At 66.7% G+C, this 24001-nt stretch carries 23 protein-coding genes; 8 read left to right on the forward strand and 15 right to left on the reverse strand.

Annotation, left to right across the window (positions count from 1 at the left end):
* Positions 1-422 precede the first annotated feature (422 nt).
* Entirely contained in the window at positions 423-746 is a 324-nt protein-coding gene (locus tag JWN03_RS19680; RefSeq protein WP_297616864.1) for a hypothetical protein, read from the forward strand.
* Positions 747-854: 108 nt separating this feature from the next.
* Here JWN03_RS19680 and JWN03_RS19685 read toward each other — a convergent pair whose 3' ends face one another.
* The 7 genes from JWN03_RS19685 to JWN03_RS19715 form a co-directional block, all read right to left on the reverse strand.
* Positions 855-1286, reverse strand: coding sequence for a DUF4189 domain-containing protein (locus tag JWN03_RS19685; RefSeq protein WP_297616866.1), 432 nt, complete (start codon positions 1284-1286; stop codon positions 855-857).
* A gap of 189 nt (positions 1287-1475) precedes the next feature.
* The gene (gene groL, locus JWN03_RS19690) at positions 1476-3098 is read right to left on the reverse strand and encodes a chaperonin GroEL (RefSeq protein WP_297616868.1); all 1623 of its coding nucleotides are present in this window, start codon (positions 3096-3098) and stop codon (positions 1476-1478) included.
* Between the two features lie 160 nt (positions 3099-3258).
* Positions 3259-3558, reverse strand: coding sequence for a hypothetical protein (locus JWN03_RS19695; protein WP_297616871.1), 300 nt, complete (start codon positions 3556-3558; stop codon positions 3259-3261).
* Between the two features lie 46 nt (positions 3559-3604).
* Complete coding sequence (locus tag JWN03_RS19700) at positions 3605-4342, reverse strand: Clp protease N-terminal domain-containing protein (protein WP_297616874.1); 738 nt, start codon at positions 4340-4342, stop codon at positions 3605-3607.
* A gap of 65 nt (positions 4343-4407) precedes the next feature.
* A complete protein-coding gene (locus tag JWN03_RS19705) occupies positions 4408-5493 on the reverse strand; it encodes an NAD(P)/FAD-dependent oxidoreductase (protein ID WP_297616878.1) in 1086 nt (361 codons plus the stop codon).
* Positions 5494-5660: 167 nt separating this feature from the next.
* Complete coding sequence (locus JWN03_RS19710) at positions 5661-6554, reverse strand: RNA polymerase sigma-70 factor (protein WP_297616927.1); 894 nt, start codon at positions 6552-6554, stop codon at positions 5661-5663.
* A 207-nt stretch (positions 6555-6761) separates the two neighbouring features.
* Entirely contained in the window at positions 6762-7223 is a 462-nt protein-coding gene (locus JWN03_RS19715; RefSeq protein ID WP_297616881.1) for a hypothetical protein, read from the reverse strand.
* Between the two features lie 156 nt (positions 7224-7379).
* Here JWN03_RS19715 and JWN03_RS19720 point away from each other — a divergent pair, with 156 nt between their 5' ends.
* The gene (locus tag JWN03_RS19720) at positions 7380-8183 is read left to right on the forward strand and encodes an alpha/beta hydrolase (RefSeq protein ID WP_297616886.1); all 804 of its coding nucleotides are present in this window, start codon (positions 7380-7382) and stop codon (positions 8181-8183) included.
* Positions 8184-8234: 51 nt separating this feature from the next.
* On the opposite strand, the gene JWN03_RS19725 is transcribed toward JWN03_RS19720, so the two are convergent.
* The 4 genes from JWN03_RS19725 to JWN03_RS19740 form a co-directional block, all read right to left on the reverse strand.
* Positions 8235-8588, reverse strand: coding sequence for a UBP-type zinc finger domain-containing protein (locus JWN03_RS19725; protein WP_297616888.1), 354 nt, complete (start codon positions 8586-8588; stop codon positions 8235-8237).
* A 15-nt stretch (positions 8589-8603) separates the two neighbouring features.
* Entirely contained in the window at positions 8604-10073 is a 1470-nt protein-coding gene (locus JWN03_RS19730; protein WP_297616891.1) for an ATP-binding protein, read from the reverse strand.
* A gap of 10 nt (positions 10074-10083) precedes the next feature.
* Positions 10084-11757 carry an FAD-dependent oxidoreductase gene (locus JWN03_RS19735; RefSeq protein WP_297616894.1) on the reverse strand — a complete coding sequence of 558 codons (1674 nt, stop codon included), beginning with the start codon at positions 11755-11757 and terminating at the stop codon, positions 10084-10086.
* Positions 11758-11824: 67 nt separating this feature from the next.
* The gene (locus JWN03_RS19740) at positions 11825-12013 is read right to left on the reverse strand and encodes a hypothetical protein (RefSeq protein WP_297616897.1); all 189 of its coding nucleotides are present in this window, start codon (positions 12011-12013) and stop codon (positions 11825-11827) included.
* A 198-nt stretch (positions 12014-12211) separates the two neighbouring features.
* Between JWN03_RS19740 and JWN03_RS19745 the strand changes: the two genes are divergently transcribed.
* The gene (locus JWN03_RS19745) at positions 12212-12661 is read left to right on the forward strand and encodes an SRPBCC family protein (protein WP_297616900.1); all 450 of its coding nucleotides are present in this window, start codon (positions 12212-12214) and stop codon (positions 12659-12661) included.
* 48 nt (positions 12662-12709) lie between these two features.
* Positions 12710-13393, forward strand: coding sequence for an SIMPL domain-containing protein (locus tag JWN03_RS19750; RefSeq protein WP_297616903.1), 684 nt, complete (start codon positions 12710-12712; stop codon positions 13391-13393).
* Here the strand turns inward: JWN03_RS19750 and JWN03_RS19755 are convergent, their stop codons facing one another.
* A complete protein-coding gene (locus JWN03_RS19755; protein WP_297616907.1) occupies positions 13394-14422 on the reverse strand; it encodes a beta-ketoacyl-ACP synthase III in 1029 nt (342 codons plus the stop codon).
* A gap of 390 nt (positions 14423-14812) precedes the next feature.
* Here JWN03_RS19755 and JWN03_RS19760 point away from each other — a divergent pair, with 390 nt between their 5' ends.
* From JWN03_RS19760 to JWN03_RS19775, 4 genes are all read left to right on the forward strand, one after another.
* Positions 14813-15529 (forward strand): phosphatidylserine decarboxylase, encoded by a 717-nt coding sequence (locus tag JWN03_RS19760; RefSeq protein ID WP_297616930.1) that lies wholly within the window; start codon positions 14813-14815, stop codon positions 15527-15529.
* The gene (gene pssA / locus JWN03_RS19765) at positions 15526-16419 is read left to right on the forward strand and encodes a CDP-diacylglycerol--serine O-phosphatidyltransferase (protein WP_297616910.1); all 894 of its coding nucleotides are present in this window, start codon (positions 15526-15528) and stop codon (positions 16417-16419) included. The genes JWN03_RS19760 and pssA overlap by 4 nt, the downstream gene beginning before the upstream one ends.
* A 371-nt stretch (positions 16420-16790) precedes the next feature.
* Complete coding sequence (locus tag JWN03_RS19770; RefSeq protein ID WP_297616913.1) at positions 16791-19061, forward strand: AAA family ATPase; 2271 nt, start codon at positions 16791-16793, stop codon at positions 19059-19061.
* Positions 19062-19164: 103 nt separating this feature from the next.
* The gene (locus tag JWN03_RS19775; protein WP_297616916.1) at positions 19165-20514 is read left to right on the forward strand and encodes a hypothetical protein; all 1350 of its coding nucleotides are present in this window, start codon (positions 19165-19167) and stop codon (positions 20512-20514) included.
* Between the two features lies 1 nt (position 20515).
* Here the strand turns inward: JWN03_RS19775 and JWN03_RS19780 are convergent, their stop codons facing one another.
* From JWN03_RS19780 to sodC, 3 genes are all read right to left on the reverse strand, one after another.
* Positions 20516-21874, reverse strand: coding sequence for a phosphatase PAP2 family protein (locus JWN03_RS19780; protein ID WP_297616918.1), 1359 nt, complete (start codon positions 21872-21874; stop codon positions 20516-20518).
* A 172-nt stretch (positions 21875-22046) separates the two neighbouring features.
* On the reverse strand, positions 22047-23192 hold the full coding sequence (locus tag JWN03_RS19785) for a glutamate--cysteine ligase (protein WP_297616921.1): 1146 nt from the start codon (positions 23190-23192) through the stop codon (positions 22047-22049).
* Positions 23193-23207: 15 nt separating this feature from the next.
* Positions 23208-23885, reverse strand: coding sequence for a superoxide dismutase[Cu-Zn] (gene sodC / locus JWN03_RS19790; protein ID WP_297616924.1), 678 nt, complete (start codon positions 23883-23885; stop codon positions 23208-23210).
* Between the last annotated feature and the right edge of the window lie 116 nt (positions 23886-24001).

The following is a 24001-nucleotide window of genomic DNA, read 5'->3' on the forward strand; positions in this document are numbered from 1 at the left end:
AAAAAAGTATTTGCTGACTAAATGTCCGACCTCTCAACCGGGGGGTATGAGAAGCCGGAACCAATTAAATAATTGGCACTGACATTCATCGACACACTATTGAGTTCTCAAAGAACAGGCGCACACAGAACTTCGCGGGCTCTTTGTCCCGGTCGGTCTCTGAGGCAACTTTTACAGCTTAGCCCGTACCTCACAGCAGAACCAAATCCGCTGATCAGGAGAGCTAGTTTGACTGCCAGGCGCTCCTCGTACAACCTCGTTTCCCAGGCCGTTAAGGCTCCGGGTCGGTGTCCGTGTCGCTCTGACTCGAACTAAGTTACGTGTCGCTACGAATGAAGTCAAATCGGCTGGTCAGGGGCTTGAACCGGGCAATCCGAACGAATGGTCTTGGTCGCGGACCACCGGAGCGCACCCTAGAGGGCGTGTACGTCTGTGATTGGTCGATTACCACCGGCATCCTCGACGAGTTCGCAGAGCGACTCCCCGGCCATCACGACACCGCGTCCATCCCCCCACACACGGAAGCGATTCCGCAGCGGGCGGAGTGGCGCGTCAGCTGGCTCCCGGGCCGGCTGCTCAACCGAGACCAGGCGATCGCCGCCATCGAATTGGTCGAACTCCTCTACGCCCCCGCCCCGTACAGCGACGCGACCTGCCGGGCCGCCATCGCCGCGGCCGCCGAGCTCCTCGGCATCCGCCCCATCGACGCGGCGGCCACTCTCTCCGAACGCCATCCCCGCCCCTGACGCCCGTACCTACGCTGGCTCCCTTACATAGGAGAGCCCGCGAAACCACAAGGGCCGGCCCACCGTAATGGTGGACCGGCCCGCGTCATCCAGCTACGGAGCCGTGGATCAGCTCGCGTTATCCGTGCACTTCGACGTGACCAAGATGCCCGGCCCGCCCGACGCACTCAGCGACGAAGGCCGGAACGCCTGGGACAGCGCCTGCCGCTCCGCCTCGAAACGCGTGGGCGCCGAGGCCCAGAAGTACCGGGAGTCGGAATCCGACGTCTTGGCGATCGCGCCGCAGCCGTCGACGAAACGCACCGCGATATGGCAGTACTCCGGGTCGCCGCAGTCGTTCAGCGCGTCCCGATCCGCCTCTGCCCAGTTCGGGTAGTTGTATGCGGCGGACCAGTTCTCGGTGTTGTCATCCCATTGCAGCAGCGCGATCGAACCGTAGAGGCGACCGTCCGGTCCCGCCTCGGCACTCGCGGATCCCGCGCCCGCCACCACACCGGCCATCATCGAGACAGCCGCCAGCCCCAGGGCGATCTTGCCCATTCCAAACATTCGAGATACTCCCCATCAGAAACGGTTTCGGAGAATGAAACCGGTTGTGACAGTAGCGCGGAGGTCCGACAGAACGCCACTGACATGCAACGCCGAAGGCCGGCCCACCAGATGGTGGACCGGCCTTCGGTTGTGTACTGCGAGAACCGAATCGGTTCGACGCGGACTAGATCCAGGGGATCAGAAGTCCATGCCGCCCATGCCACCGGTCGGGTCGCCCGCGGGGGCAGCCTTCTCCGGCTTGTCGGCGACAACGGCCTCGGTGGTGAGGAACAGAGCCGCGATGGAAGCCGCGTTCTGCAGGGCCGAACGGGTGACCTTGACCGGGTCGGCAACGCCGGCGGCCAGCAGGTCGACGTACTCGCCGGTGTCGGCGTTCAGGCCGTGGCCGGCCGGAAGGTTCGAGACCTTCTCGGCGACAACGCCGGGCTCCAGGCCCGCGTTGAAGGCGATCTGCTTCAGCGGAGCCGAAAGCGCGACGCGAACGATGTTCGCGCCGGTGGCCTCGTCACCGGTGAGGTTCAGGTCGTCCAGAGCCGGGGCCGCCTGCACGAGCGCCACGCCGCCACCGGCGACGATGCCCTCTTCGACGGCAGCCTTGGCGTTACGCACGGCATCTTCGATGCGGTGCTTGCGCTCCTTGAGCTCGACCTCGGTCGCGGCACCGGCCTTGATGACCGCAACACCGCCGGCCAGCTTGGCCAGGCGCTCCTGCAGCTTCTCGCGGTCGTAGTCCGAGTCCGAGTTCTCGATCTCGGTGCGGATCTGCGCCACGCGGCCCTTGATGGCCTCCGCGTCGCCCGCGCCCTCGATGATGGTGGTCTCGTCCTTGGTGATGACGACCTTGCGGGCGGTGCCAAGCAGCTCGATGCCGGCGGTGTCCAGGGACAGGCCGACCTCTTCGCTGATGACCTCGCCACCGGTGAGGATGGCGATATCGGCCAGCATGGCCTTACGACGGTCACCGAAGCCCGGCGCCTTGACGGCGATGGACTTGAAGGTGCCACGGATCTTGTTGACCACCAGGGTGGAAAGGGCTTCGCCCTCGACATCCTCGGCGATGATCAGCAGCGGCTTGCCGGCCTGGATAACCTTCTCCAGCAGCGGCAGCAGGTCCTTGACGGTCGAGATCTTCGAGCCGACCAGCAGGATGTAGGGATCCTCGAGCGAGGCTTCCTGACGCTCCGGGTCGGTGACGAAGTAGCCCGAGATGTAGCCCTTGTCGAAGCGCATGCCCTCGGTGAGCTCCAGCTGGAGCCCGAAGGTGTTGCTCTCCTCGACGGTGATGACACCTTCCTTGCCGACCTTGTCCATGGCCTCGGCGATCAGATCACCGATGGACGAGTCGCCGGCCGAGATACCGGCGGTGGCAGCGATCTGCTCCTTGGTCTCGACCTCCTTGGCGGTCTCGAGCAGGCGGGCAGTGATGGCCGCGACGGCCTTCTCGATGCCACGCTTCAGACCCAGCGGGTTCGCGCCGGCCGCGACATTGCGCAGGCCTTCGCGTACCAGCGCCTGGGCGAGCACGGTGGCGGTGGTGGTGCCGTCGCCAGCGACGTCGTCCGTCTTCTTGGCAACTTCCTTGACGAGCTCCGCGCCGATCTTCTCGTACGGATCTTCGAGCTCGATTTCCTTGGCGATGGAGACACCATCGTTGGTGATGGTGGGGGCGCCCCACTTCTTCTCCAGCACGACATTGCGGCCCTTCGGGCCCAGCGTCACCTTGACAGCGTCGGCCAGGGCGTTCAGACCCCGCTCGAGACCGCGGCGAGCCTCTTCGTCGTACGCAATTGTCTTGGCCATTGCGTTGAGATCCTCCAGATCAGGGGATTGACACGATCTGGCCAGGCGCGGTGCCCGCGACGGACGACCATAGGGGCCTCACCGTCCCGACCTAGCACTCACAGGTCAGGAGTGCCAAAGCCATTTCTAGCACTCTCCCCCGGGGAGTGCAAGGTCGGGGCTAGCGGACCAGGCGATCGTCGACACGAAGTAGCAGCGCGATCAGGGCGTCGGTGCGGCGCTCCTCGGGAGTTCGCGGCTCACCTTGATCGATCGTGACCAGCTCGGCGTCGTTCAACAGCAACTCCGCCTCGATCCGCATGATGGCGCGGACGAACACCGGAGCCACGTCGGGGGGCAGATCACCGTTCACGATGAACCCGCCGTCCGGCGCCTCTTCGGTGGAGACATAGGAGAGCGCGCGCACCAGATCTGCGCGACGTTCCCCTGCAACTAGGTCGGAACCTTCGTCGTCCGCCATGCCCTCATGGTATCCGCCGTGGCCAGTGGGATCGGTGAGGCGGGGTTCACTGCGCGTCAGCTGCGGGGTCTGCGAACTGTGCGAGCAGTTCCTCGAGGTCCGCCGACACCGCCTCCTTCTCCAGGCCGAGGCCGGACAGAACTCCGGTTCCGGCCTCAACCTCCAGCAAAGCGAGCAGCAGGTGCTCGGTGCCGATGTAGTTGTGGCCCAGGCGAAGTGCCTCGCGGAAGGTCAATTCCAGGGCCTTCTTGGCCTGAGAATCGAAGGGAATCAAGGCCGGAACGGTGTCCGAGGCGGGGGGCAGGGCGGCGGTGGCGACCCGGCGGACCGCGTCCACACTCACACCCTTGGCCTTGACGACCTGCACGGCAAGCGATTCCGGCTCGCGCAGCAGACCGAGGACCAGGTGTTCGGGGACGATCTCGGCATTGCTGCCGTTGCGGGCCTCCTCCTGCGCGGCGATGACGACATTGCGGGCCCGGTGCGTGAAACGTGCGAAACCGGTGTTGGGATCGAGGGCCGCAGCGCCGGCGGCATCGCCCGGGCCCTTGGGGACGAAACGCTTCTGGGCGGCCTGCTTGGTGACGCCCATGCTGCGGCCGATATCGGTCCAGGAGGCGCCGGAGCGGCGGGCCTGGTCGACGAAGTGGCCGATCAGGTGATCGGCCAGGTCACCGAGGTGATCCGCGGCCACCACGGCGTCGGAGAGCTGCTCGAGGGTGCTGTCGGGACGAGCCTTCTTGATGCCGTCGATCAGATCGTCGAGGCGAAAGGGAGTGGTCATACGTCAACTGTAGGTTGACCATCTAGTGATGGTCAACCATTAGTTGACGATTATCCTCTCCGGGCTCAGGGCCGCGCCGCGCTACCCGCGGTGCGCACAATTCGCTCCTTGACCCAGGCGGCGGTACGACCGGTCAGGACCGTGCGAGCCGGTGCATCATCGGCGTGCACGAATTGGACGACAGCGTCGCGGCGGCCCAGGCTCACGCACTGCAGGACGTAGCGGAAACGCCGGGGCGCGGGCACCTTTCCGGCCAGGCGGGCGGTGAGGGCGGTCGCGGCGTATTTGCCCGCAGGCAGTGCGGTGGCGCAGGCCATGCGCAGTTCGCGATCCTCCGGACCGGTCATGACCGCCGAATCGCCGACGGCGTACACCTCCGGATGCGAACGGGAGCGCAATTCGTCGTCGACCAGGACCCGGCCACGGGGATCCGCGGCCAGACCGGAGCGGGCGGCCAGGTCCGGGACCGTGAATCCGGCGGTCCAGAGCACTGTTTCGGCGGACAGGCGTTCGCCGTCGACCAACTGGAGACCATCGGCGGTCACCTCGGCGACCTTCGCACCGGCGTGCACCTCGACACCCAGACGGTCCAGCACCGCACGGATGTGGGTGCGGGCCTTCGGGGACAGCCAGGCCCCCGGCTCCTCGGCGCTCACCAGCAGCACCGTCAGATCCGGTCGCGCCTCGGCCAATTCGGTGGCGGTCTCGATACCGGTGGGTCCGCCACCGACCACCGCGACCCGGCCCGAGAGGGACGGCACCCGGCGCGCATCCTCCGGCGTCGCCACCGAGTGGGCGAACTTCGCGACTCCGGGCACGCCGCCGGTATCGGCCATACTGCCCAGCGCGTAGACGAGCGAGTCGTAGGAGACCGCCCATTCGCCTTCCAGCTGCACGCGGCGCGCGGCGGTGTCGATACCCGTCGCCCGCCCCTGCACGAACTCGATTCCCTTGCGCTCCAGCAACTCTCGCAGATTCCAGCGCGGGATCTGCTGTCCGGCGACCAGCTGATGCAGGCGCACCCGCTCCACCAGTTCCGTGCGTGTATCGATCACCGTGACGCGCACGCCGCGCGCCCGTGCCGCCTGCCGCGCCGCCGACAATCCGGCATACCCCGCACCCAGGACGACAATTCGATGTTCTCCGGTCATGAGAGAGGCTCCTTATCCCCAGGACGGCCCTGCGCTGAGCCGACACCCTCTAGACCGGACAGCCCCGCGATCCATGACAGCTCCGGCATGTGTGCTGCATCACCGACGTGCCCGGCCGCGGAATCGCCATCGAGTTCGTGCGCGGCTGGCCCACCTGTGCGCGGCGGCTACGCGGTACGCGAAGTGGCTTTGTCTGCGCGCCTGAAATAGGCCAGCTTGTCGGGGTTGACGACCAGGCGCAGCGAGGCGAGGCGGCCGTCCGCGAATTCGGCGGACGCGATCAGGATGGTCACGTCTGCCGCGCGGGCGACAACGGTGGGGGCGCCATTGACGTCCTCGATGGTCAGGGACAGATCGGGGACGTCGTGGCCGAAGAGCCAGACGACGTAACGGGCCACGCGGCCAGCGCCCAGCACGGCACGGCGGGCGGCGTTCACCTTGTCGCCGCCATCCGCGACGGAGACGATATCCGCGGTGAACATGGCTTCCAGGGCCGCGACATCACCGGATCCGGCTGCGGTCAGGAACTTTTCGAAGAGGGCGCGTGCGTGCGCGGGGGCCGGATCGAAGCGGGGGCGCTCCTCGCGCACACGCAGGGTGGCGCGGCGGTAGAGCTGCTGGGAATTGGCTTCGGTGAGGTCGAGCATGTCGGCTATCTCGCGGTGCGCGTAGCCGAAGGCCTCGCGCAGCACGAAAACCGCGCGCTCGGCGGCGGTCAGACGTTCGAGCAGGGTGAGGAAGGCCAGTGAAACGAGTTCGCGCTGTTCGGCCGATTCGAGCGGGCCGAGCTCGCCGGTCGCCACCGGCTCGGGTAGCCAGGGGCCGAGATAGGTCTCGCGGCGGGCGCGGGCCGAATCCAGCCAGGTGCGGCACAGATTCACCAGCACGGTGGTCAACCAGGCTTCGGCGGAACGGATTTCGGCCCGGTCGGCGGCCGCCCAGCGCAGGTAGGTCTCCTGCACGGCGTCTTCGGCCTCGCTCGCCGAGCCCAGCAGCCGGTACGCGAGCGCGAACAGGCGCGGACGATGTCGCTCGAATTCCACCAGCCCGCCGGCGTCCATCACTTCACCCGTCCTCGTACGTAGGTTCGAGACGATACGCCTGCGCGTCGCACGGACAGTGGTGACTATCCATACGCACCTACGGTCCGCTGCTCACCCAATGGGAACCCAATCGATCGCCGATGGAGATGGCGCCCGCCGGCCGCGCTGCCGGGCCGACGGGAATCGGTTGCGCCGCACTGCCTATCGGTGGGACCCGCCGCCGAGTTACTTGGTCGCGCCGATCGCGTCGGCGACCGGGGTGGAGGCGTAGGCGGGAGCGAGGCAGACGAGTTTGGCGGTGCCCAGGGCGACATTGGGGCTGCCGTCGAATTTCGAACCCGGGTTGGCGGCCAGGACCTGCCCGATGACCTGCTTTTCGGTGTCGTTGTCGAGGTCGCGGAAGTCTCCGCAGGTGGTCTGCGCGCCGTCGGGGGCGGTGGTCTTCTTGGCTGCCGTGGCGGTGCTGGGTGCGGCGGCGGGCGGCTCGACGGGCGCCGCGGCCGTCGTGACGGCGACCGGAGCGGACGCCGCCGTAGCGGAGGGGGTGGCGGTGGGTGCGGCGACGAGGCCGGAACTCGGCGCGGCCTTGCTCTGACTGCCCGCTTCGGTGGATTTGCCCGATCCGCAGCCGGCAAGACCCAGCACCAGCGCACCTGCGGCGAGGGCGACGATCACAGTCTGTTTCATACCCTTTTCCGAGCTTCCCGAGAGTGCCTGTGCACCGGGGCCGCCCGGCGCTCGCAGCAGAGTACCCGGAGCCGCCCGTTGCCGGTAGCAAGAGCACTCCCGTATCGTCACTATCAGGCGAAATGAGACGAATCACGTGCAACCAGAGGAGATCTCATGCCTGCACCGAAAACCCCGATCGTCTTCATTCACGGCCTGTGGATGCACAGCGATAGCTGGACACCGTGGCTCGAATATTTCGACCGCGCGGGCTTCGCGCCCATTGCCCCCGGCTGGCCCGGCGACGGACGGGATCCGGCGGCCACTCGAGCCAATGCCGAAGCCCTGAACGATCGCGGCATCGCCGAAGTCACCGACCACTACGCCGAATACATTGCCGACCTGCCCGCGCCGCCGATCGTCATCGGCCACTCCTTCGGCGGGCTCATCGCACAGCAACTGCTCGCCGAGGGCAGCGCCATCGGCGGCATTGCCATCGCGCCCGCCCAGTTCAAGGGCGTATATGTGCTGCCGCCTGCCCAATTGCGCAGTGTCGGACGGATTCTCGCGAAACCCTGGGTGCGCCGCAAGACGTGGTCACACACTGCAGACAGCTATCACCGCGTGTTCGGCAATGCCGTCAGTCGCACCGAATCGGATCAACTGTTCAGGCAGTATGTGATTCCCGCGCCCACCAAACCTCTGTTCCAGTCGGCGCTGGCGAATTTCAGCCCCAGAAGCGAAGCCGCAGTGGATGTACACGCCGTGCGCGGGCCGCTGCTGCTGATCGCGGGCTCCGAAGACCGGGCCGCTCCCCCATCCGTGGTGCGCTCGCAATACCGCCTGCAGCAACGCAATCCGGGAGTCACGGAGTTTAAAGTGCTGAACGGGCGCGGCCACTCCATGGTGGCCGATCACTGCTGGCACACGGATCTCTCGCTCGGCTTCCTCAGCAGCCATAAGCTCGGCCCGGAGGAATGAAAATCCCTGGGAGACAAGTCCTCCCAGGGATTCAGACATTGCCGCCGGACGTCAGTGCAGGTGACTCTGCCAGTCCGCCGGCACCCGGTCACGCGGTCCGGGCACCGTCTGATTCGACGGATGCGACTGCGGTGCGGCCAGATCCGGCCCCTCGCCGTACATTTCGTCGGTCGCGTAGTTGTAGAACCAGTCCTCGCCCGGCTCGTAGCTCTGCGCGAACGGGTGCCCGGCATCCTTGAAGTGCTTGGACGCGTGCTGCGACGGGGAACTGTCGCAGCAGCCGACGTGGCCGCACTGGGCACAGCGGCGCAGATGCAGCCACCAGCCCGCAGCCGCGTCGCAGTCCTGACAGCCGGGGCCGCTGGGGGCCGCGGACGGATCGATACCCTCGATCTTCTCCGACATCACTGGTCTCCTGTATCAGATTGCGGTGCCTACGGTTTCGATACTCCCAGGAGCATCGGCGCGCTCGAACGGAATCCGCACGATGAATCGGGTATCGCCCGGCTCCGACTCCACCCGAATATCGCCGTGATGCTTGTTCACCACGATGCGGAACGAAATATCCAGTCCCAGACCGGTTCCCTCGCCCACCGGCTTGGTGGTGAAGAAGGGTTCGAAGATGCGGGTGCGGATCTCCTCCGGCACGCCCGGCCCGGTATCGCCGATTTCCACTGCGACACAGGGACCGTCGCGGTAGGTGCGAACGGTGAGGGTGCCGCGGCCGTCCATGGCCGAGATGGCATTGTCGATCAGGTTGGTCCACACCTGATTCAGTTCCGCCGCGTAGCAGGGCACCGGGGGCAGCGCGAGGTCGTACTCCTTGACCACCTGCACATTGTCGCCGATCTTGCGGCCCAGCATGACCAGCGTGCTGTCCAGCAGTTCATGGATGTCGACCACCTGGAACGGGGCCCGATCCATCTGCGAGTACTGCTTGGCGGCATTCACCAGCGTGGAGATGCGGGTGGTGGAGTCGGAGATCTCGTTCATGAGCAGCTCGGTCTCGACCGTGTAGTTGAGCCAGCGGATCGCGCCCTCGAAAACCGCGCCCTCACAACCGGTGAGCGTGCCGTGCACCTTCTCCAGCCAGTCGATATCGAAACCGGCCTGCACGAAGGTCGGGGCGATATCCCAGCCATTGGAGATATCGTGCGCCTCCAGCCAATCGCCGAGCTCGTCCTCGCGGTCGGCCGCCTCCAGCGGGGTCAGCGTCGGAGCCTTCGCCACCTGGGCGGCGGCCTCCTCCTGCAATTGCGCCAGGGCCTCCATGGTCGCGGAGTCGAACTTGCCGTGCGCCATCATCTTCAGCTTGTGCCGCATACCGGCCACGCGTTCGCGCAGCGAGGAAGTGGCACGCACCGCCGCGGCGGCGGGATTGTTCAGCTCGTGTGTCAGGCCCGCCGACAGCGAACCCAGCGCGAGCAGGCGTTCGCGCTGCCCGATGATCTCGTTGGAATTGCGATTGCCGAAGAACACGCCCTCCAGCAGGTGCAATGCCATCGGGAACCATTCGTGCATCATCTGCGAGAAGGTTCCGGCATCCAGCACGAAGAATTTCGACGGCTTGGTGACATAGAAGGACCCGCTGTAGGTCTGATCGATCTTGTCGCCCATATACGCGGTCCACGCGCCTGAATAGGAACCGTGGTGATCGGTGCGGACGAGTTCGATCTCCTCGCCGCCCGAAATCTTGGTGAGCCGGACCTCGCCCTCCATGAGGACGTAGAAGCAGGTGGCCGGTGCACCCTCGCGGAAGACCAGACCCGGTTCGAAGCGCTCGACCCGGCCGTCCTTGCACAGCCAGGCCAGCTGCTCGTCGTTCAAGCTCTCGAAGAGGAACAGGTCCCGCAGCTCATTGGGATCGCAGATCAGTGATGTTGTTCCCACAGTTGCACTCCTACTGTTTCGCGATCCAGCGGTGGACCAGCATGACGGCCATCGCGCCCTCGCCGACGGCCGACGCCACCCGCTTCGCCGATTCCGAACGTACGTCGCCGGCTACGAAAACGCCGGGAACGCTGGTCTCCAGGTGTTGCGGCGGGCGCGGTAGCTCCCAGCCCGCCGGGCGGTTGCCGTCGACCATCAGGTCGGGTCCGGCCAGCACGTAGCCCTTGTCGTCGCGGTGGACGACACCGTCGAGCCATTCGGTTTCGGGGGCAGCGCCGATGAACAGGAACAACCGTTCGGCATCCACTTTTTCTTCCGCGCCGGTCGCATTGTCACGCAGCACGATCCGCTCCAGATGATCGTCGCCGTCCGCCGACACCACCTCGGTGCGGGGATGCACCTTGATATTCGGGATCTGCTCGATCTGCTGGATCAGGTAGTGCGACATGGAATCGACCAGCGACGTCGCACGCACCAGAATGTGCACGGTGCGCGCGTGCCGGGACATATAGACCGCCGCCTGACCGGCCGAATTCGCGCCGCCGACAATATAGATATCGCGGTCGCTGCAATCGGACGCCTCGGTCATCGCGGAGCCGTAGTAGACGCCGCGTCCGGTGAAATCGTCCACCCCGGGCGCCGGATGATGCCGGTAATTGACGCCGGTAGCGATCAATACGCTGTGGGCGGAAATGCTGCCGCCATCCGCGAACTTCACCACCCGCGCGGAACCACACGGTTCCAGGCTGACCACCTCGCGTGCGGTGATCAGCTCGGCGCCGAATTTAACCGCCTGCCGCCGTGCCCGATCGGCCAGCTGGGAGCCGGACACTCCGTCCGGGAAGCCCAGGTAGTTCTCGATGCGGGAACTCTGGCCCGCCTGTCCACCGGTCGCGGTGCGCTCGACCAGTACCGTGCGCAGGCCCTCCGACGCGCCGTACACGGCCGCACCCAGTCCGGCCGGGCCGCCGCCGACCACGATCAGGTCGTAGAACTCGCTCACCGGATCGATATTGAGACCGACCGCGGCTGCCAATTCCGAATCGGAAGGCATACGCAGTACTTCACCGGCCTGATTGATGATGACCGGACAGTCGTCCTCGGTGGCGTTCGCGGCGGCCAGCAGGCGCGCGCCCTCCGGCTCGTCGACCTGGTACCAGCGGTATGCCAATTGATTGCGCGCCAAGAACTCCCGGACCTCGGAGCAGCGGGCCGACCAGCGGTGCCCCACCACCTTGGTCTCGGTCACCGGCTTGTGGTCATCGCTGCGCCAGGCGTCGAGCAGGGCATCGATCACCGGATAGAGCTTCTCCTCCGGCGGATCCCACGGCTTGAGCAGGTAGTGGTCCAGATCGACCACATTGATGGCCTCGATGGCGGCATCGGTGTCGGCGTAGGCGGTGAGCAGCACCCGCCGGGCGTGCGGGTGCAGGTCCATGGCCTGCTCCAGGAATTCGACGCCGTTCATGCCCGGCATCCGATAGTCGGCGATCAGGACCGCGACCGGCTGGCCGCGCAGTTTCAATTCCCTCAGTACCTCGAGCGCGTCGGCACCCGACTCCGCCCGCAGGATCCGGTAGTCCGCGCCGAACCGGCGGCGCAGATCACGAACCACGGCACGGGAGACGCCGGGATCGTCGTCCACGCTGAGGATGGCCGGTTTGGCGGCAGCTGGTGAAGTCACCTAAAGAGTATGAGCCGAGTTGGCAAGTGATTTCGGCCTGCGCTGCCCCCGAGAGACGATCGCCACGTCAGATCCGGTGATGCTGAACGATATCGAGCTCGTTCGGTGTGAGCAGTCGCTCCAACCGTTCTTCGAGTTGACCGTTCGGTCTGGTCCGTTTCGGCCGACCGGGAGGTTGCGCGGCGTCGCGGTTCTCGTCGGCGGGCAGCAGCGGAACCGTCTTGGTTCTGCGATGCAGGAGCGATAGCAATTTCACGGCCGATCACCTCACGTTTCGCATCGGAAGCTGGTGGCCTTAACTGTTATTTCGTCTATCCCACATTGTGCGTTAGCCATTACCTTTGGCAATGCGGCAACACAGGAATGTGATGTAGTTGATTTTCAGTGTTCGGTTCGATGTTCGAGTGGGAACTAGGATCGCTGGTATCCATCGTCACATCTCCCGGAGGCAGCGTTGCCGAACACTCTCGAAGCCACCATCGACATCGCAGCACCGCCTGAGCAGGTCTGGAGCATCGTCTCCGATCTCGAGCGGATGCCGGAATTCAGCCCGAACACCGTGCGCGTGCAGCCGCTCGGAAAGATCCGCACCGGCACCTGGGTCGTCAATCTCAATCGCGACGGCGCCAAGTACTACCCCACCACGTCCCGGGTGGTGCGATATGAACCCAACCGCGCCATCGCTTTCCGGATGAACGAGAACCGCACGATCTGGAGCTTCACGCTGGAGCCCATCGAGAGCGGCACCCGGGTCGTGCAGCGTCGCGATATCCCCCGCGGGGTCAGCTGGCCCGTCCGGCGCATGATCGAGGCGGTGCTCGGCGGCGAGCAGCACTTCGAGGCGAATCTCGTCAGCGGTATGAACGAAACCCTCGGCAAGATCAAGCAGACCCTCGAGAGCTGATCTGCGTGTTGTCCGGTGGCGCCGCGGGCGGATAAGTAGGTTCGCGGTATGCGACGACTTATAGGTATCTGTGCGGCGGCCACCGGTCTCGCGCTTGTGCTCACCGGTTGCGGTTCCGATAACGACCGGTCGGTGACCGTGGCCGGCACCGGCAAGGTGCAGGGCGTTCCGGATGTGCTCACGGCCGATCTCGGGGCCCAGGTGAATGCCGCCGACGTGTCCACCGCCGTCGACGGTGTCAACGACAAGGCCAAGGCCATGACCGACGCCATGGTCGCGGCGGGCATCAAGCGCGAGGACGTGCAGACCAGCGAGCTGTCCGTGCAGCCCACCTACGGCCCCGAGGGCCACACCATCACCGGGTACCAGGCCACCAACTCCGTGCATATCGCGGTGCACGATCTGCCCAAGGCTTCGGCCGTGCTGGATGCGGCGGTCAAGGCCGGCGGCAATGACACCCGCGTCAGCTCGGTGGCCTTCAGCCTCGAGGACAACACCAAACTGCTGGCCGATGCGCGCACCCGCGCCTTCGACGACGCCAAGGCGCGCGCCCAGCAGTACGCGGACCTCGCGGGGCTGAAACTCAAGAGCGTCAAGACGATCAGCGAAGGCGGCGGCGGCAATACTCCGCCGACCGCCATGCGCGATGCGGCGCCCGCACCCAGCTTCAGCCTCGAACCCGGCCAGCAGACAGTGACTTTCACCGTCAATGTGGTGTGGGAACTCGGGTGACTACTTCCAGTTCGGAAGCGTGACGACCTGTGCCGCATAGGACAGGCCCGCACCGAAGGCGATGAGCAGCGCGGTGCCGCCCGGTTTGGCATCGCCCTGCCGCAGCAGCGCCTCCATGGCCAGCGGGACCGAGGCGGCCGAGGTATTGCCGGTCTCCTCGATGTCATTGGCCAGGGCGCAGTGATCGGGCAGATGCAGCACCCGGGCCATGATCTCGATGATCCGGCCGTTGGCCTGATGCGGGATCATGGCGTCGAGATCGTCGGTGGTCAGGCCCGCGACCTCGATGGCCTCCCGGCACACCTTCTCCAAAGAGTGTGCGGCCCAGCGGAATACGGCTGTGCCCTCCATGGCGAGGTAGGGGCGGACCGCAGCCGTGCCCTGCGCGTCGATCTCGCGGAAGAATTCCATCCAGTTCTTGTCCTGGCGGATGGCGTGATGCTGGGTGCCGTCCGAACCCCAGACAGTGGGGCCGATACCGGGTTCGTCGGAGGCCCCCACCACCACCGCGCCCGCACCGTCGGCGAACAGGAACGCGGTGCTGCGATCGGCCGGATTGACGGTGTCGGTGAGCCGCTCCACGCCGATGACCAGCACATTCCGGGCGGTGCCGCCCTTCACCAAATCGGAGGCCACGGCCAGCGCATGGCAGAAACCGGCGCAGCCCGCGGAGATATCGAAGGCGGCGACGCCGGTGCGGCCGAGCTCGGTGGCGATCTGCGGTGCGGCGGCTGGCGTGAGCAGCAGCCAGGTCGAGGTGGCGACAATGACGCAGTCGATGGCGTCGGCGCCGATCTCGGCGGCTTCGAGCGCATCGCGGGCGGCCGCGGCGCTCATGTAGATGATCGTCTCGTCTTCCGAGGCGAAGCGGCGATTGCGGATGCCGGAGCGGGTCCGGATCCATTCGTCGCTGGATTCGATCGGTCCCGCGACTTCCTCGTTGGTGACGACCCGTGCAGGGCGATATACGCCGAGTCCGCGTATTGCGGTGTGCTCTACCCCGCTGATCGAGGCAATTCGAGCAGCCATGGTGCTTCTCCTATGTACTGCGCTTCGAACATGACCTTCATCGGGTTGTTCCCCCAGCCCCCCGCGACCATGACGCCGCAGACATGAGGCCCCCTCATATTAATCGAAACAGCTTCCCATGCATGTGGGTTCGATCACAAATGGAATCCACTGCCAGACCGATCACCCCAAGTTCGTGGCCCGCCCCGTTCTGGACCGAGTGGAGCGGGGGAGCGAAGCGGAGGAGCGGAGGGAGGGAAGAACGGGGCAACAGGGCCACGAACCCGCCCGGAGCGAAGCGGAGGGCAAATTAGACACAGCACCCGCCGGAGCGAAGCGGAGGCAAATTAAACACAGTATCGTGTGATCGCGGTCCTGAACCGCACCTACCCGCGCATGAAAGAGGAGCTTGTGGCCCGCCGTCCCACCCCGCCCGGCACCCCCGAAACCACCGGACTCGGCCATGTGGTCGATCTGGTCCGCTCCGCCATCCCGCCGCTGCACCCGGCCGGCCTGCCGTTCGTAGCGGCGCCGCTGGCCGTCGCCGTGCTGGGCGTCCGGCGCAAGTGGGTGCGCCGCACGGGACTGCTCGCGGCCGCGGCCACCGCCACCTTCTTCCGGCACCCGCACCGGGTGCCGCCGAATCGGCCCGGCGTTGTTGTCGCACCCGCCGATGGTGAAGTCGCACTGGTCGATTCGGCCGTGCCGCCCGTCGAGCTGAATATGGGCGATCAGCCGCTGCCGCGCGTCAGCATCTTCCTGTCGGTGCTCGATGTGCACGTGCAGCGCATGCCGATCTCCGGCAGCGTGGAGAACATCGTCTACAAGAAGGGCCAGTTCCTTTCCGCGGATCTGCCCGAGGCCAGTGACGCCAATGAGCGCAACAGCATGGTGCTGGCCGCCGAGGGCGGACAGCGACTGGTGGTCGTGCAGATAGCCGGGCTGCTCGCGCGGCGCATCGTGTGCGAGCCGAAGGTGGGCGACAAGCTCTCCATCGGTGAGACCTACGGCCTCATTCGTTTCGGTTCCCGCGTGGACACCTACTTCCCGGCCGGTACCAAGCTGCTGGTCGTCCCCGGGCAGCGGACCATCGGCGCGGAAACGGTGCTGGCCGAACTGGATTCATGATGGAGCAACTCGCGCCCGCACCGTCGCTGCATCGGTCGGCCCGTAATCGCACCGTGCGACTGCTACCGAGCATGGTCACCATTCTGGGGCTGTGCTCCGGGCTTTCGGCGGTCAAGTTCGCCATGCAGGGCGAGCTCGCGATTGCACTGGCCCTGGTCGGCGCCGCGGCGATTTTCGACATGTTGGACGGTCGCATCGCCCGAATGCTGGATGCCACCAGCCGGATGGGCGCGGAACTCGATTCGCTCTCCGACGCCATCGCTTTCGGTGTCGCGCCCGCTCTGGTGCTGTACGTGACATTCCTGCACGCCAACAGCGTGGGCTGGATCGTCTCGCTCATGTTCGCGGTCTGCATGGTGCTGCGGCTGGCCCGCTTCAACACGCTCCTGGACGACGACAGCCGGCCCGATTGGCAGCGTGAGTACTTCACCGGTGTGCCCGCGCCCGCCGGCGCACTCATCGTGCTGCTGCCCATCGCGCTGTCCGAGCAGTTCCACGACGGCTGGTGGGTGAGCTTCCCGGCCGTCGCGGTCTGGACCGTGCTGACCGGTCTGCTGTGCGTGAGCACGCTGCCGACGCTGGCCATCAAGTCGGTGTCGGTGGCGCCGCGCACCGCACCGCTGTTCCTGGTGCTGGTCGCGCTCGCGGCAGCGCTGCTGGTCACGTACCCGCTCATCCTGATGATGGCGCTGGTGGTGCTGTACCTCGGGCACATTCCGTTCGCCGTGCATTCGGCGCGCTGGGTGGCGGCCCGTCCGGAGACCTGGGATCACAAGCCCGCCGAGCGCCGCGCCCAGCGGCGAGCCCAGCGGCGCCGCCCGATTCGAGTACCGATTCGCGGCGTGTCCACGGCACGGTTGCGCCTGCGCCGACCAGGCGGGCGACTGTAGGTTTTTGCCCTCCGCTTCGCTCCGGGCGGGGGCTGTGTTTAATTTGCCTCCGCTTCGCTCCGGCGGGTCGTGGCCCTGTTACCCGGTTCTTCCCTCCCTCCGCTCCTCCAAGGCGCAGGTCTATGGAGCCGTTCGCTCCCCCGCTCCACTCAGTCCAGAACCGGGCGGGCCACGACCTTGGAGTGGATGTTGTTGCGGGCCGGCGACATTGCGGGTCGGGCGACATTGCGGGTCGGGCGATGTCGCGGGTCGGGCGATGTCGCGGACCCGGCGACATTGCGGGGCGGGCGATGTCGCGGGTCGGGCGATGTCGCGGGTCGGGCGATGTCGCGGGTGGCGACTGCGGGATTGTCGGTGCGGGTTCGAGCACAATGGGGGGCGTGCCCGAACTTGCGCTGACTGCACGACTGAATATCTCGGCTGCTGATGCCCGGAGGGGGTTGGTGCGGCTGCATCCGGAGGCGCTGGCAGCGCTCGGGTTGCGGGAGTGGGATGGGGTTTCGCTCATCGGGGCGCGGCGGACTGCCGCGGTGGTTGCTGTCGCTCCTGCCGGAACGCCGGCGGGAGTGGTGCTGCTCGACGATGTGACATTGTCGAATGCCGGGGTGCGCGAGGATGCCACCGTGGTCGTCTCGCCCGTGACGGTCTATGGGGCGAAACAGATTTCGGTGACGGGGTCGGCACTGGCCACCAGTTCGATTCCGGAGACCACGCTGCGGCAGGCGCTGCTGGGGAAAGTGGTCACGGTGGGGGATGCGGTGTCGCTGCTGCCTCGGGATCTGGGGCCGGGCACCAGTAGTTCGGCTGTGCCCCAGGCGCTTTCGCAGACCTTTCGGATTGCCTGGACCTCCGAACTGCTGACGGTGACGGCCACCGATCCGTCGCCCGGACCGGTGAGCGTGCAACCCAATAGCGCAGTGGTGTGGGGGCCGGGGGTGGCAGCCACCGATCGTCCGCGATCCCTGATGGGCGACAACTCCGCGCAGGCCCCTGACCGTCTCGATCGGCCGGTGATGCCGCCGCGTCCCGATTCGCATGCACCGGTCTCGTCCGTCGCGCTGGCCGATCTCGCGGGCGTGCAGGCACAGTCGGCCAAGCTGACCGAGTGGCTGAATCTGGCGCTCGATGAGCCCGAACTACTGAAAACCCTGGGTGCGTCCTCCCAACTGGGAGTGCTGATCACCGGTCCCGCCGGCGTCGGGAAGACCACCCTGGCGCGAGCGGTGTCCGGCTCGCGGCGGTTGGTGGAACTGGACGGGCCGTCGGTCGGCGCCACCGAGAGCGGCACCCGGCTGCGTGAGGTGGGCATGGTGGTGTCCGATATCTGTTCCGGCGCAGGTGGTGTCCTGCTCATTACCGATATCGATGCCCTGCTGCCCGCCGTGGCCGAGCCGGTGGCGACGCTGATTCTCGATCAATTGCGTGCGGCCGTGGCCAGCCCGGCGGTGGCGCTGCTGGCGACCACGGCGCATCCGGCCGAGATCGATGCCCGGCTGCGCGGCCCGGAACTGTGCGATCGCGAGGTGACGCTGCCGCTGCCGACCGCGGCGGTGCGGGTGGCACTGCTGGAGCAGTTGCTGCGCACCGCGCCGACCGAGGGTTTGAAGTTGGACGAAATCGCGTCCCGCACACCCGGATTCGTGGCCTCGGATCTGGCCGCGCTGGTGCGTGAGGCAGCGCTGCGAGCGGCTTCACGAGCGAGCCGGGAGCATTCGGAGCCGATGCTGCGCCAGCAGGATCTGGCGGGCGCGCTGGAGGTGATCCGCCCGCTGTCCCGTTCCGGGACGGAGGAATTGGCCATCGGCAGCCTGAGTCTCGACGATGTCGGCGACATGATCGAGACCAAGCAGGCGCTCACCGAGGCGGTGCTGTGGCCGCTGCGGCATCCGGATTCGTTCGCCCGGCTCGGCATCGATCCGCCGCGCGGCGTGCTGCTGTACGGACCGCCCGGATGCGGCAAGACCTTCCTGGTGCGCGCCCTGGCCAGCACGGGGCAGTTGAGCGTGCACACGGTGAAGGGCGCCGAGCTCATGGACAAGTGGGTGGGCTCGTCCGAGCGGGCGGTCCGCGAATTGTTCCAGCGCGCACGCGATTCCGCGCCGTCGCTGATCTTCCTGGACGAGGTGGACGCCCTGGCCCCGCGCCGCGGTCAGAGCGGTGACTCGGGTGTGGCCGATCGGGTGGTGGCGGCCCTGCTGACCGAATTGGACGGCGTGGAACCACTGCGCGATGTGGTGGTGGTCGGCGCGACCAACCGCCCGGAACTCATCGATCCGGCCCTGACCCGGCCGGGCCGCCTGGAACGCCTGGTCTTCGTCCCGCCGCCGGATGCCGCCGCTCGCACCGAAATCCTGCGCACCGCCGCCAAATCCGTGCCGCTGGCGAAGGAGGTCGACCTGCGCAGGCTGGCCCGGGATCTGGACGGCTATTCGGCCGCCGATTGTGCGGCCCTGCTGCGGGAGTCGGCCCTGGCGGCCATGCGCCGCGATATGGATGCCGCCGATGTGACCGCGGCGGATGTGGCAGCCGCGCGCGCGGTGGTCCGGCCGTCGCTGGACCACGGCCAGGTGGAGTCGCTCCGGAAGTTCGCCGAGCAGCGCGCGGGAACAGGCCGAGTCGGTACCGCAGAGGGCTATGTCTGAGTGGTAATGGGCAGTAGCTGATGTGAAGCCGATTGTCCAGCAAATGACATAACTCAGGCGAGTCGGACTGGTCGGTCCGCCCTGTCACGGTATTTTCACCCAGGTGAGGCCGTATCAGGTAGCGACCGAGACAATCACGGCACTGGTCGCGACGACGGTTGCCGGACTTTCACTAGCCATGCCGATCGACTTCGGCTGGACATCCAACACCTCAGCACTGCAACTGGATCTGATGGCCTACACGCTGCCGCGCGCCGTCGGCGCCGGCGCCCTGGTGGCCATGATCGTCGCGGTATTGATCACCACACTCGGCAGCACCGTCATCGCGTGGGCCACCGCGCTCGGCGGCCTGCTCGCGCTGACCGTGAACCATATCTTCGGCCACACCACCGAACCCACGAGCGCGCTCGCCACCCTCAATTTCATCGACTCGCTGGCGGGCGGCGTGGTGCTCGGCGCATTGGGCGCGGCCGTGCTGCATCATCGGCTGCCGGCCTACGGCTGGACGCTCGGCATCCTCATCAGCGTGCTGCTGGGGTCGGTCAGTCCGATGCCGCATCTGGGCGGTCTGCTGAACGAGGGCCTGTCGAGTTCGGCGACCTCGTCGTGGGATGCGATGGATATGCCGCCGCTGTGGATGCTGGAGGTGGCGCTGGTCCTGGTGGCCATCGGCACCCTGGCCAATCGCAATCGCAAGCCCGCCGAGCGGCCGTCCATCGAGCTGCCCATGACCCCGATTCTCGCGGGCGTGGTGCTGGTCATGGTGACCGTGGCCAGTGCGGAATGGCTGGCGCGCAATGGCGACAGCTTCGCCGGAGTCGGTATGGCGGTGGTGACGACGGTGGCGACCGCGCTCATCGCGGCCATGCTGCTGCCCGGCCGGGACGGCGAACTGGTGCTGGTCATGGTGGGCCTGAGCGCGGTGGGGTCCTCGGCGCTGGCGGCCGAGCTTCCGGCCTGGTCCATACCGCTTTCGGTGGCGGTGATGTCGGTGGGCATGTGGTACGGCACCCGGCGCGGTGCGCCCATGGTCTGCCTGCTGCTGGTGCTGGTACTGGGCCTGTTCACGGCGCTCACCGCGAATACCGATCGGGCGATCTGGACCGTCGGCGGTACGGCCGCGCTGGTATGGCTGGCCGGCTACGCGCTGACCTCGGCGTCACCGCGGTATGTGCCGAACCGGGTGCTGGCCACCATGGTCATCTTCATTCCGTCGGCCGTGCTGGGTCTGCGCGACTATGTAGCCCGCGGTCACTACGCCATGCAGGAATCGAGCCGTGCGGTGGTGTGCACGGTGGTTCCGGAGGATGTGTCCGCACCCGCCTGGGCCGCGAGTCTCATAGTCATCGGCTGCATTGTCGGCCTGTACGTGCTGCGCCACAATCGACCGCTGTCCGGCCCGGCGGAGGCGGAACCGGCCGAATCCCCTACTGCCACACCGGCAGACGAGTGATTCAGGCGGTGGCGGCGGCCTCGACGGTCAGCGACTGCGGCACGGTCGCGAACCAGGTGCGGTAGAAGGCACTCACATAGCCCGCGAGCAGTCCGAGAATCAGGATCCCGGCGGGCACCGGATGTTCGGCGATGTCCACCGACAGGTAGCGGTAGCCCAGCAGCAGCGTGGCCACGAGAGTGACACCGCCCGCGACCAATTGGATGCGCGCGGCGTCCCAGCCGCGTTCCGGTGCGCGCAGCGCCGATTCGATGGTCAGGCACAGCACCGCGCCCGCCACCAGATCCGCGCCGTAGTGATAGCCGAAACCCAGTGTGGCCGAGAGCGTGGCGATGAGCCAGAGCGTGCCGCCCCAGCGCAGCCAGCTCGGTGCGAGCGCACCGGTGCTCGCATCGCGGCGGGAGTGGATGAAGATCGACAGCGCCCACGCGGTGTGCAGCGACGGCATGCAATTGCGCGGGGTGTAGTGGTCGAAGGGAATGGCGCCGGGCGAGAGGTCCAGCGGCGGCACGATATTCGGCCAGTAGTTGCCGAGCGAGAAGCCGTGTCCGTCGGCGCCGTACGCGAACATGGGCCCGACCACGGGGAACATGACGTACACGAGCGGGCCGACGAGCCCGACCACGAGGAAGGTGCGCACCAGGTAGTGGCCGGGCCACACCCCCGTCTTCACCACATCGCGCAGCTGCCACAGGGTCACGATCATCGCGCCCACGGGTAGCTCGATATAGACCCAGTGCAGCGCGAAAGAGGCTGCCGGCCCGAGGAAGTCGATGATCTGGCCCATGACCCAGGACGGATTGCCGAGGGCACGGTCGACCAGCGCGATGTGCTGATCCAGCACCCTGGGTCCGGCGAGCACGGTCACGCCCAGCCAGACCTCGGCCACTTTGCTGGAGAGGGTGAGCAGTATGCCGAGCGCCGCGGCGTGCAGTGCGTTCTTGCGCTCGGTGCCCTGCCAGCGGAAGGCGGCGAGCAGTACGAGCGCGGTGAGCACGATGACCGGGCCGTTGCCGAGCGCCAGCTGTCCACCGTTGAGGCTGCGCACCGCCTGATAACCCATATCGATTCCGGCCGCGGCTCCGACAGCGATAAAGCGCCTGCGCCAGGAGAGTCCGATGAGGGCGAGTCCGAGCCCGGCCCACGGCACCGTCACCGATTTCGGGGTACCGGCGAAGTCGTCCCAGAGGCTTTCGAGGGGACCGTCGAAGTGATGGTGTGAGGCGAAGATCTGCAGTGCGATGAGCAGCACGGGAACGGCGGTCAGCAACGCCGTGGCCTGGACGCGCCGCGACAGCATCCACGTCAAGTTCCGGCGTGCCCCACCCACCACCTCGGAACGCGGACCGTCGAGCAACACTCAGCCATAGTAAACGTCGTGTGAACGCCACCCCCGGGATGAGCTGAACGCAACCCCCGCTGTCGAATGAACAGCCCCCGGTCGTAGCAATGTCGTTCCAGGCCAGGACACCTGACGGACATGTGGAAGTAACCGAATTCACACTCGCGGGCACCGAACCGTGCGGTCCGAACTACTGCGCGAGCTCCGCAACCAGAGAGTCCACCACCGCGACAAAATCCCCCTGCGCGGCCTGGGCCACACGCCGCTGCCGCTGATAGGACGCCCCGCGCTTGGGGATGTCGGCGACCATGGCCAGTTCGGTCTCGCAGCCGAGGCTCTTGGCGGTCGGCTCCAGGCGGTTGAGCAGATCCATCAGATCGTCGGTCACCAGGCGCTCATTGCTGGCGGCGTCGGTGATGATGATGGCGTCCAGCCCGTAGCGGGCGGCCCGCCACTTGTTCTCCTGCACATGCCACGGCGGAATGGTCGGCAGTGTTTCGCCGGATTCGACGCGGCGGTCCAGGTCGACGATCAAGCAGTGGATGAGCGCCACGATGGCCGATAGCTCGGCCCGGCTCGGGGTGCCGTCGCAGATGCGGACCTCGATGGTGCCCCATTTGGGGGCGGGCCGGATGTCCCAGTGCATGCCGCCGATCTGTTCGAACACACCGGTTTTCATCTGGTCGTGTGCGAAACCCTCGAACTGCGACCAGGTTTCGAACTGGAAGGGCAATCCGGCCGTGGGTAGCTGCTGGAACATGAGCGCCCGGTTGCTGGCGTAGCCGGTGTCGACGCCCGCCCACATCGGGGACGAGGCGGACAGGGCCAGCAGGTGCGGGTACGACAACAGCAGGCTGTTGATGATGGGGAAGACCTTCTCGGGATGCGAGACGCCGACGTGCACGTGCACGCCCCAGATCAGCATCTGACGTCCCCACCACTGGGTGCGCTCGATGAGTTCGTCGTAATGCTCACTGCGCGTGAGCTGTTGGGCATCCCACTGCGCGAAGGGATGGGTGCCCGCACAGAACAGGTCGACGCCCAGTGGGTCGGCGACCCGGCGGACCGTGTCCATGGTGGCGTGCAGCTCGTCCACCGCCTCGCAGACCGTGTCGTGCTTACCGGTGACGAGTTCTACGGTATTGCGCAGCAGTTCCTTGGTGATCTGCGGATGCCCGTCCCAGGCGCGCAAATCACCGCAGGCCTCGAAAACCGCTGCGGCGGTGTTGGAAAGGTCGCGCGTCTGCTTGTCGACGAGCGCGACCTCCCACTCCACGCCGAGCGTGGGCCGAGGCGAACTGTTGAAGTGGACCTTCGAAATGCCTGCCCCGGCCATGGCTCACCTATTGGGTTATGCGATGACGCCGCAAGCGACCCGGGCACCCGCATCGCCGGTCGCCATGGTCTCGGCGTCCGGTCCGGCGGCGCCCCCGGCCTGCGTGTATCGACTGGGGATATTGCCGAAGTTGTCCGCACCCGCGTGGATCATCAGGGCCTTGCCCTTGAGTTCGTCCAGCGTGACTGCATCGGTAGTGGTGACGAGCTTGGCGGTGCCGTCCTGCTTGACCTCGAGCGACGTCAGATCGCCGCTCGCCGGGTGCACATTCTGGTCACCGGCCTGGAAGTGGCCACCGGCGGAGAGGAAATCGCCGGCCGGGCCGCCGGTGGGTGCGACGGAGTTCGCTTCGCACTTACCGAACTGGTGGACGTGCAGGCCGTGGAAGCCGGGCTTGAGGCCGTGGGCCTCGACGTTGACCTCCAGGTGGTTGCCCACCACGCCGAAGGTTGCGGTGCCGACGGTCTGGCCGTTCGAATCCTTCAGCGTGGCGCTGACCGAATCGGTGGGCGGGCTGGTGAGACCACCCTGCGCGGTGCCGGCCGGCGCCGCGGAACTGGTGAACACCGGCGGCGTCGTTCCCTTGACGTCGCTCGATTCCTGGCTGTTGGAGCAGCCGGCGAGGCCGAAGACCGCGACCGCAAGCACCGGGGTCACTGTCCGCCAGGACGGGCGACGAGTTGACGAGGCCATCGGGGAACTCCTTTACGAGTCCGAGTTTACGAAAAGCTGGGTGGACATGATTACTACTCGGACAAGATGATGCCAGAGCCGTGACCCACTCCCCCGCAGGGGCTGGCCGGGTGTTC

The sequence above is a fragment of the Nocardia sp. genome, assembly GCF_025465275.1.
Lineage (GTDB): Bacteria > Actinomycetota > Actinomycetes > Mycobacteriales > Mycobacteriaceae > Nocardia.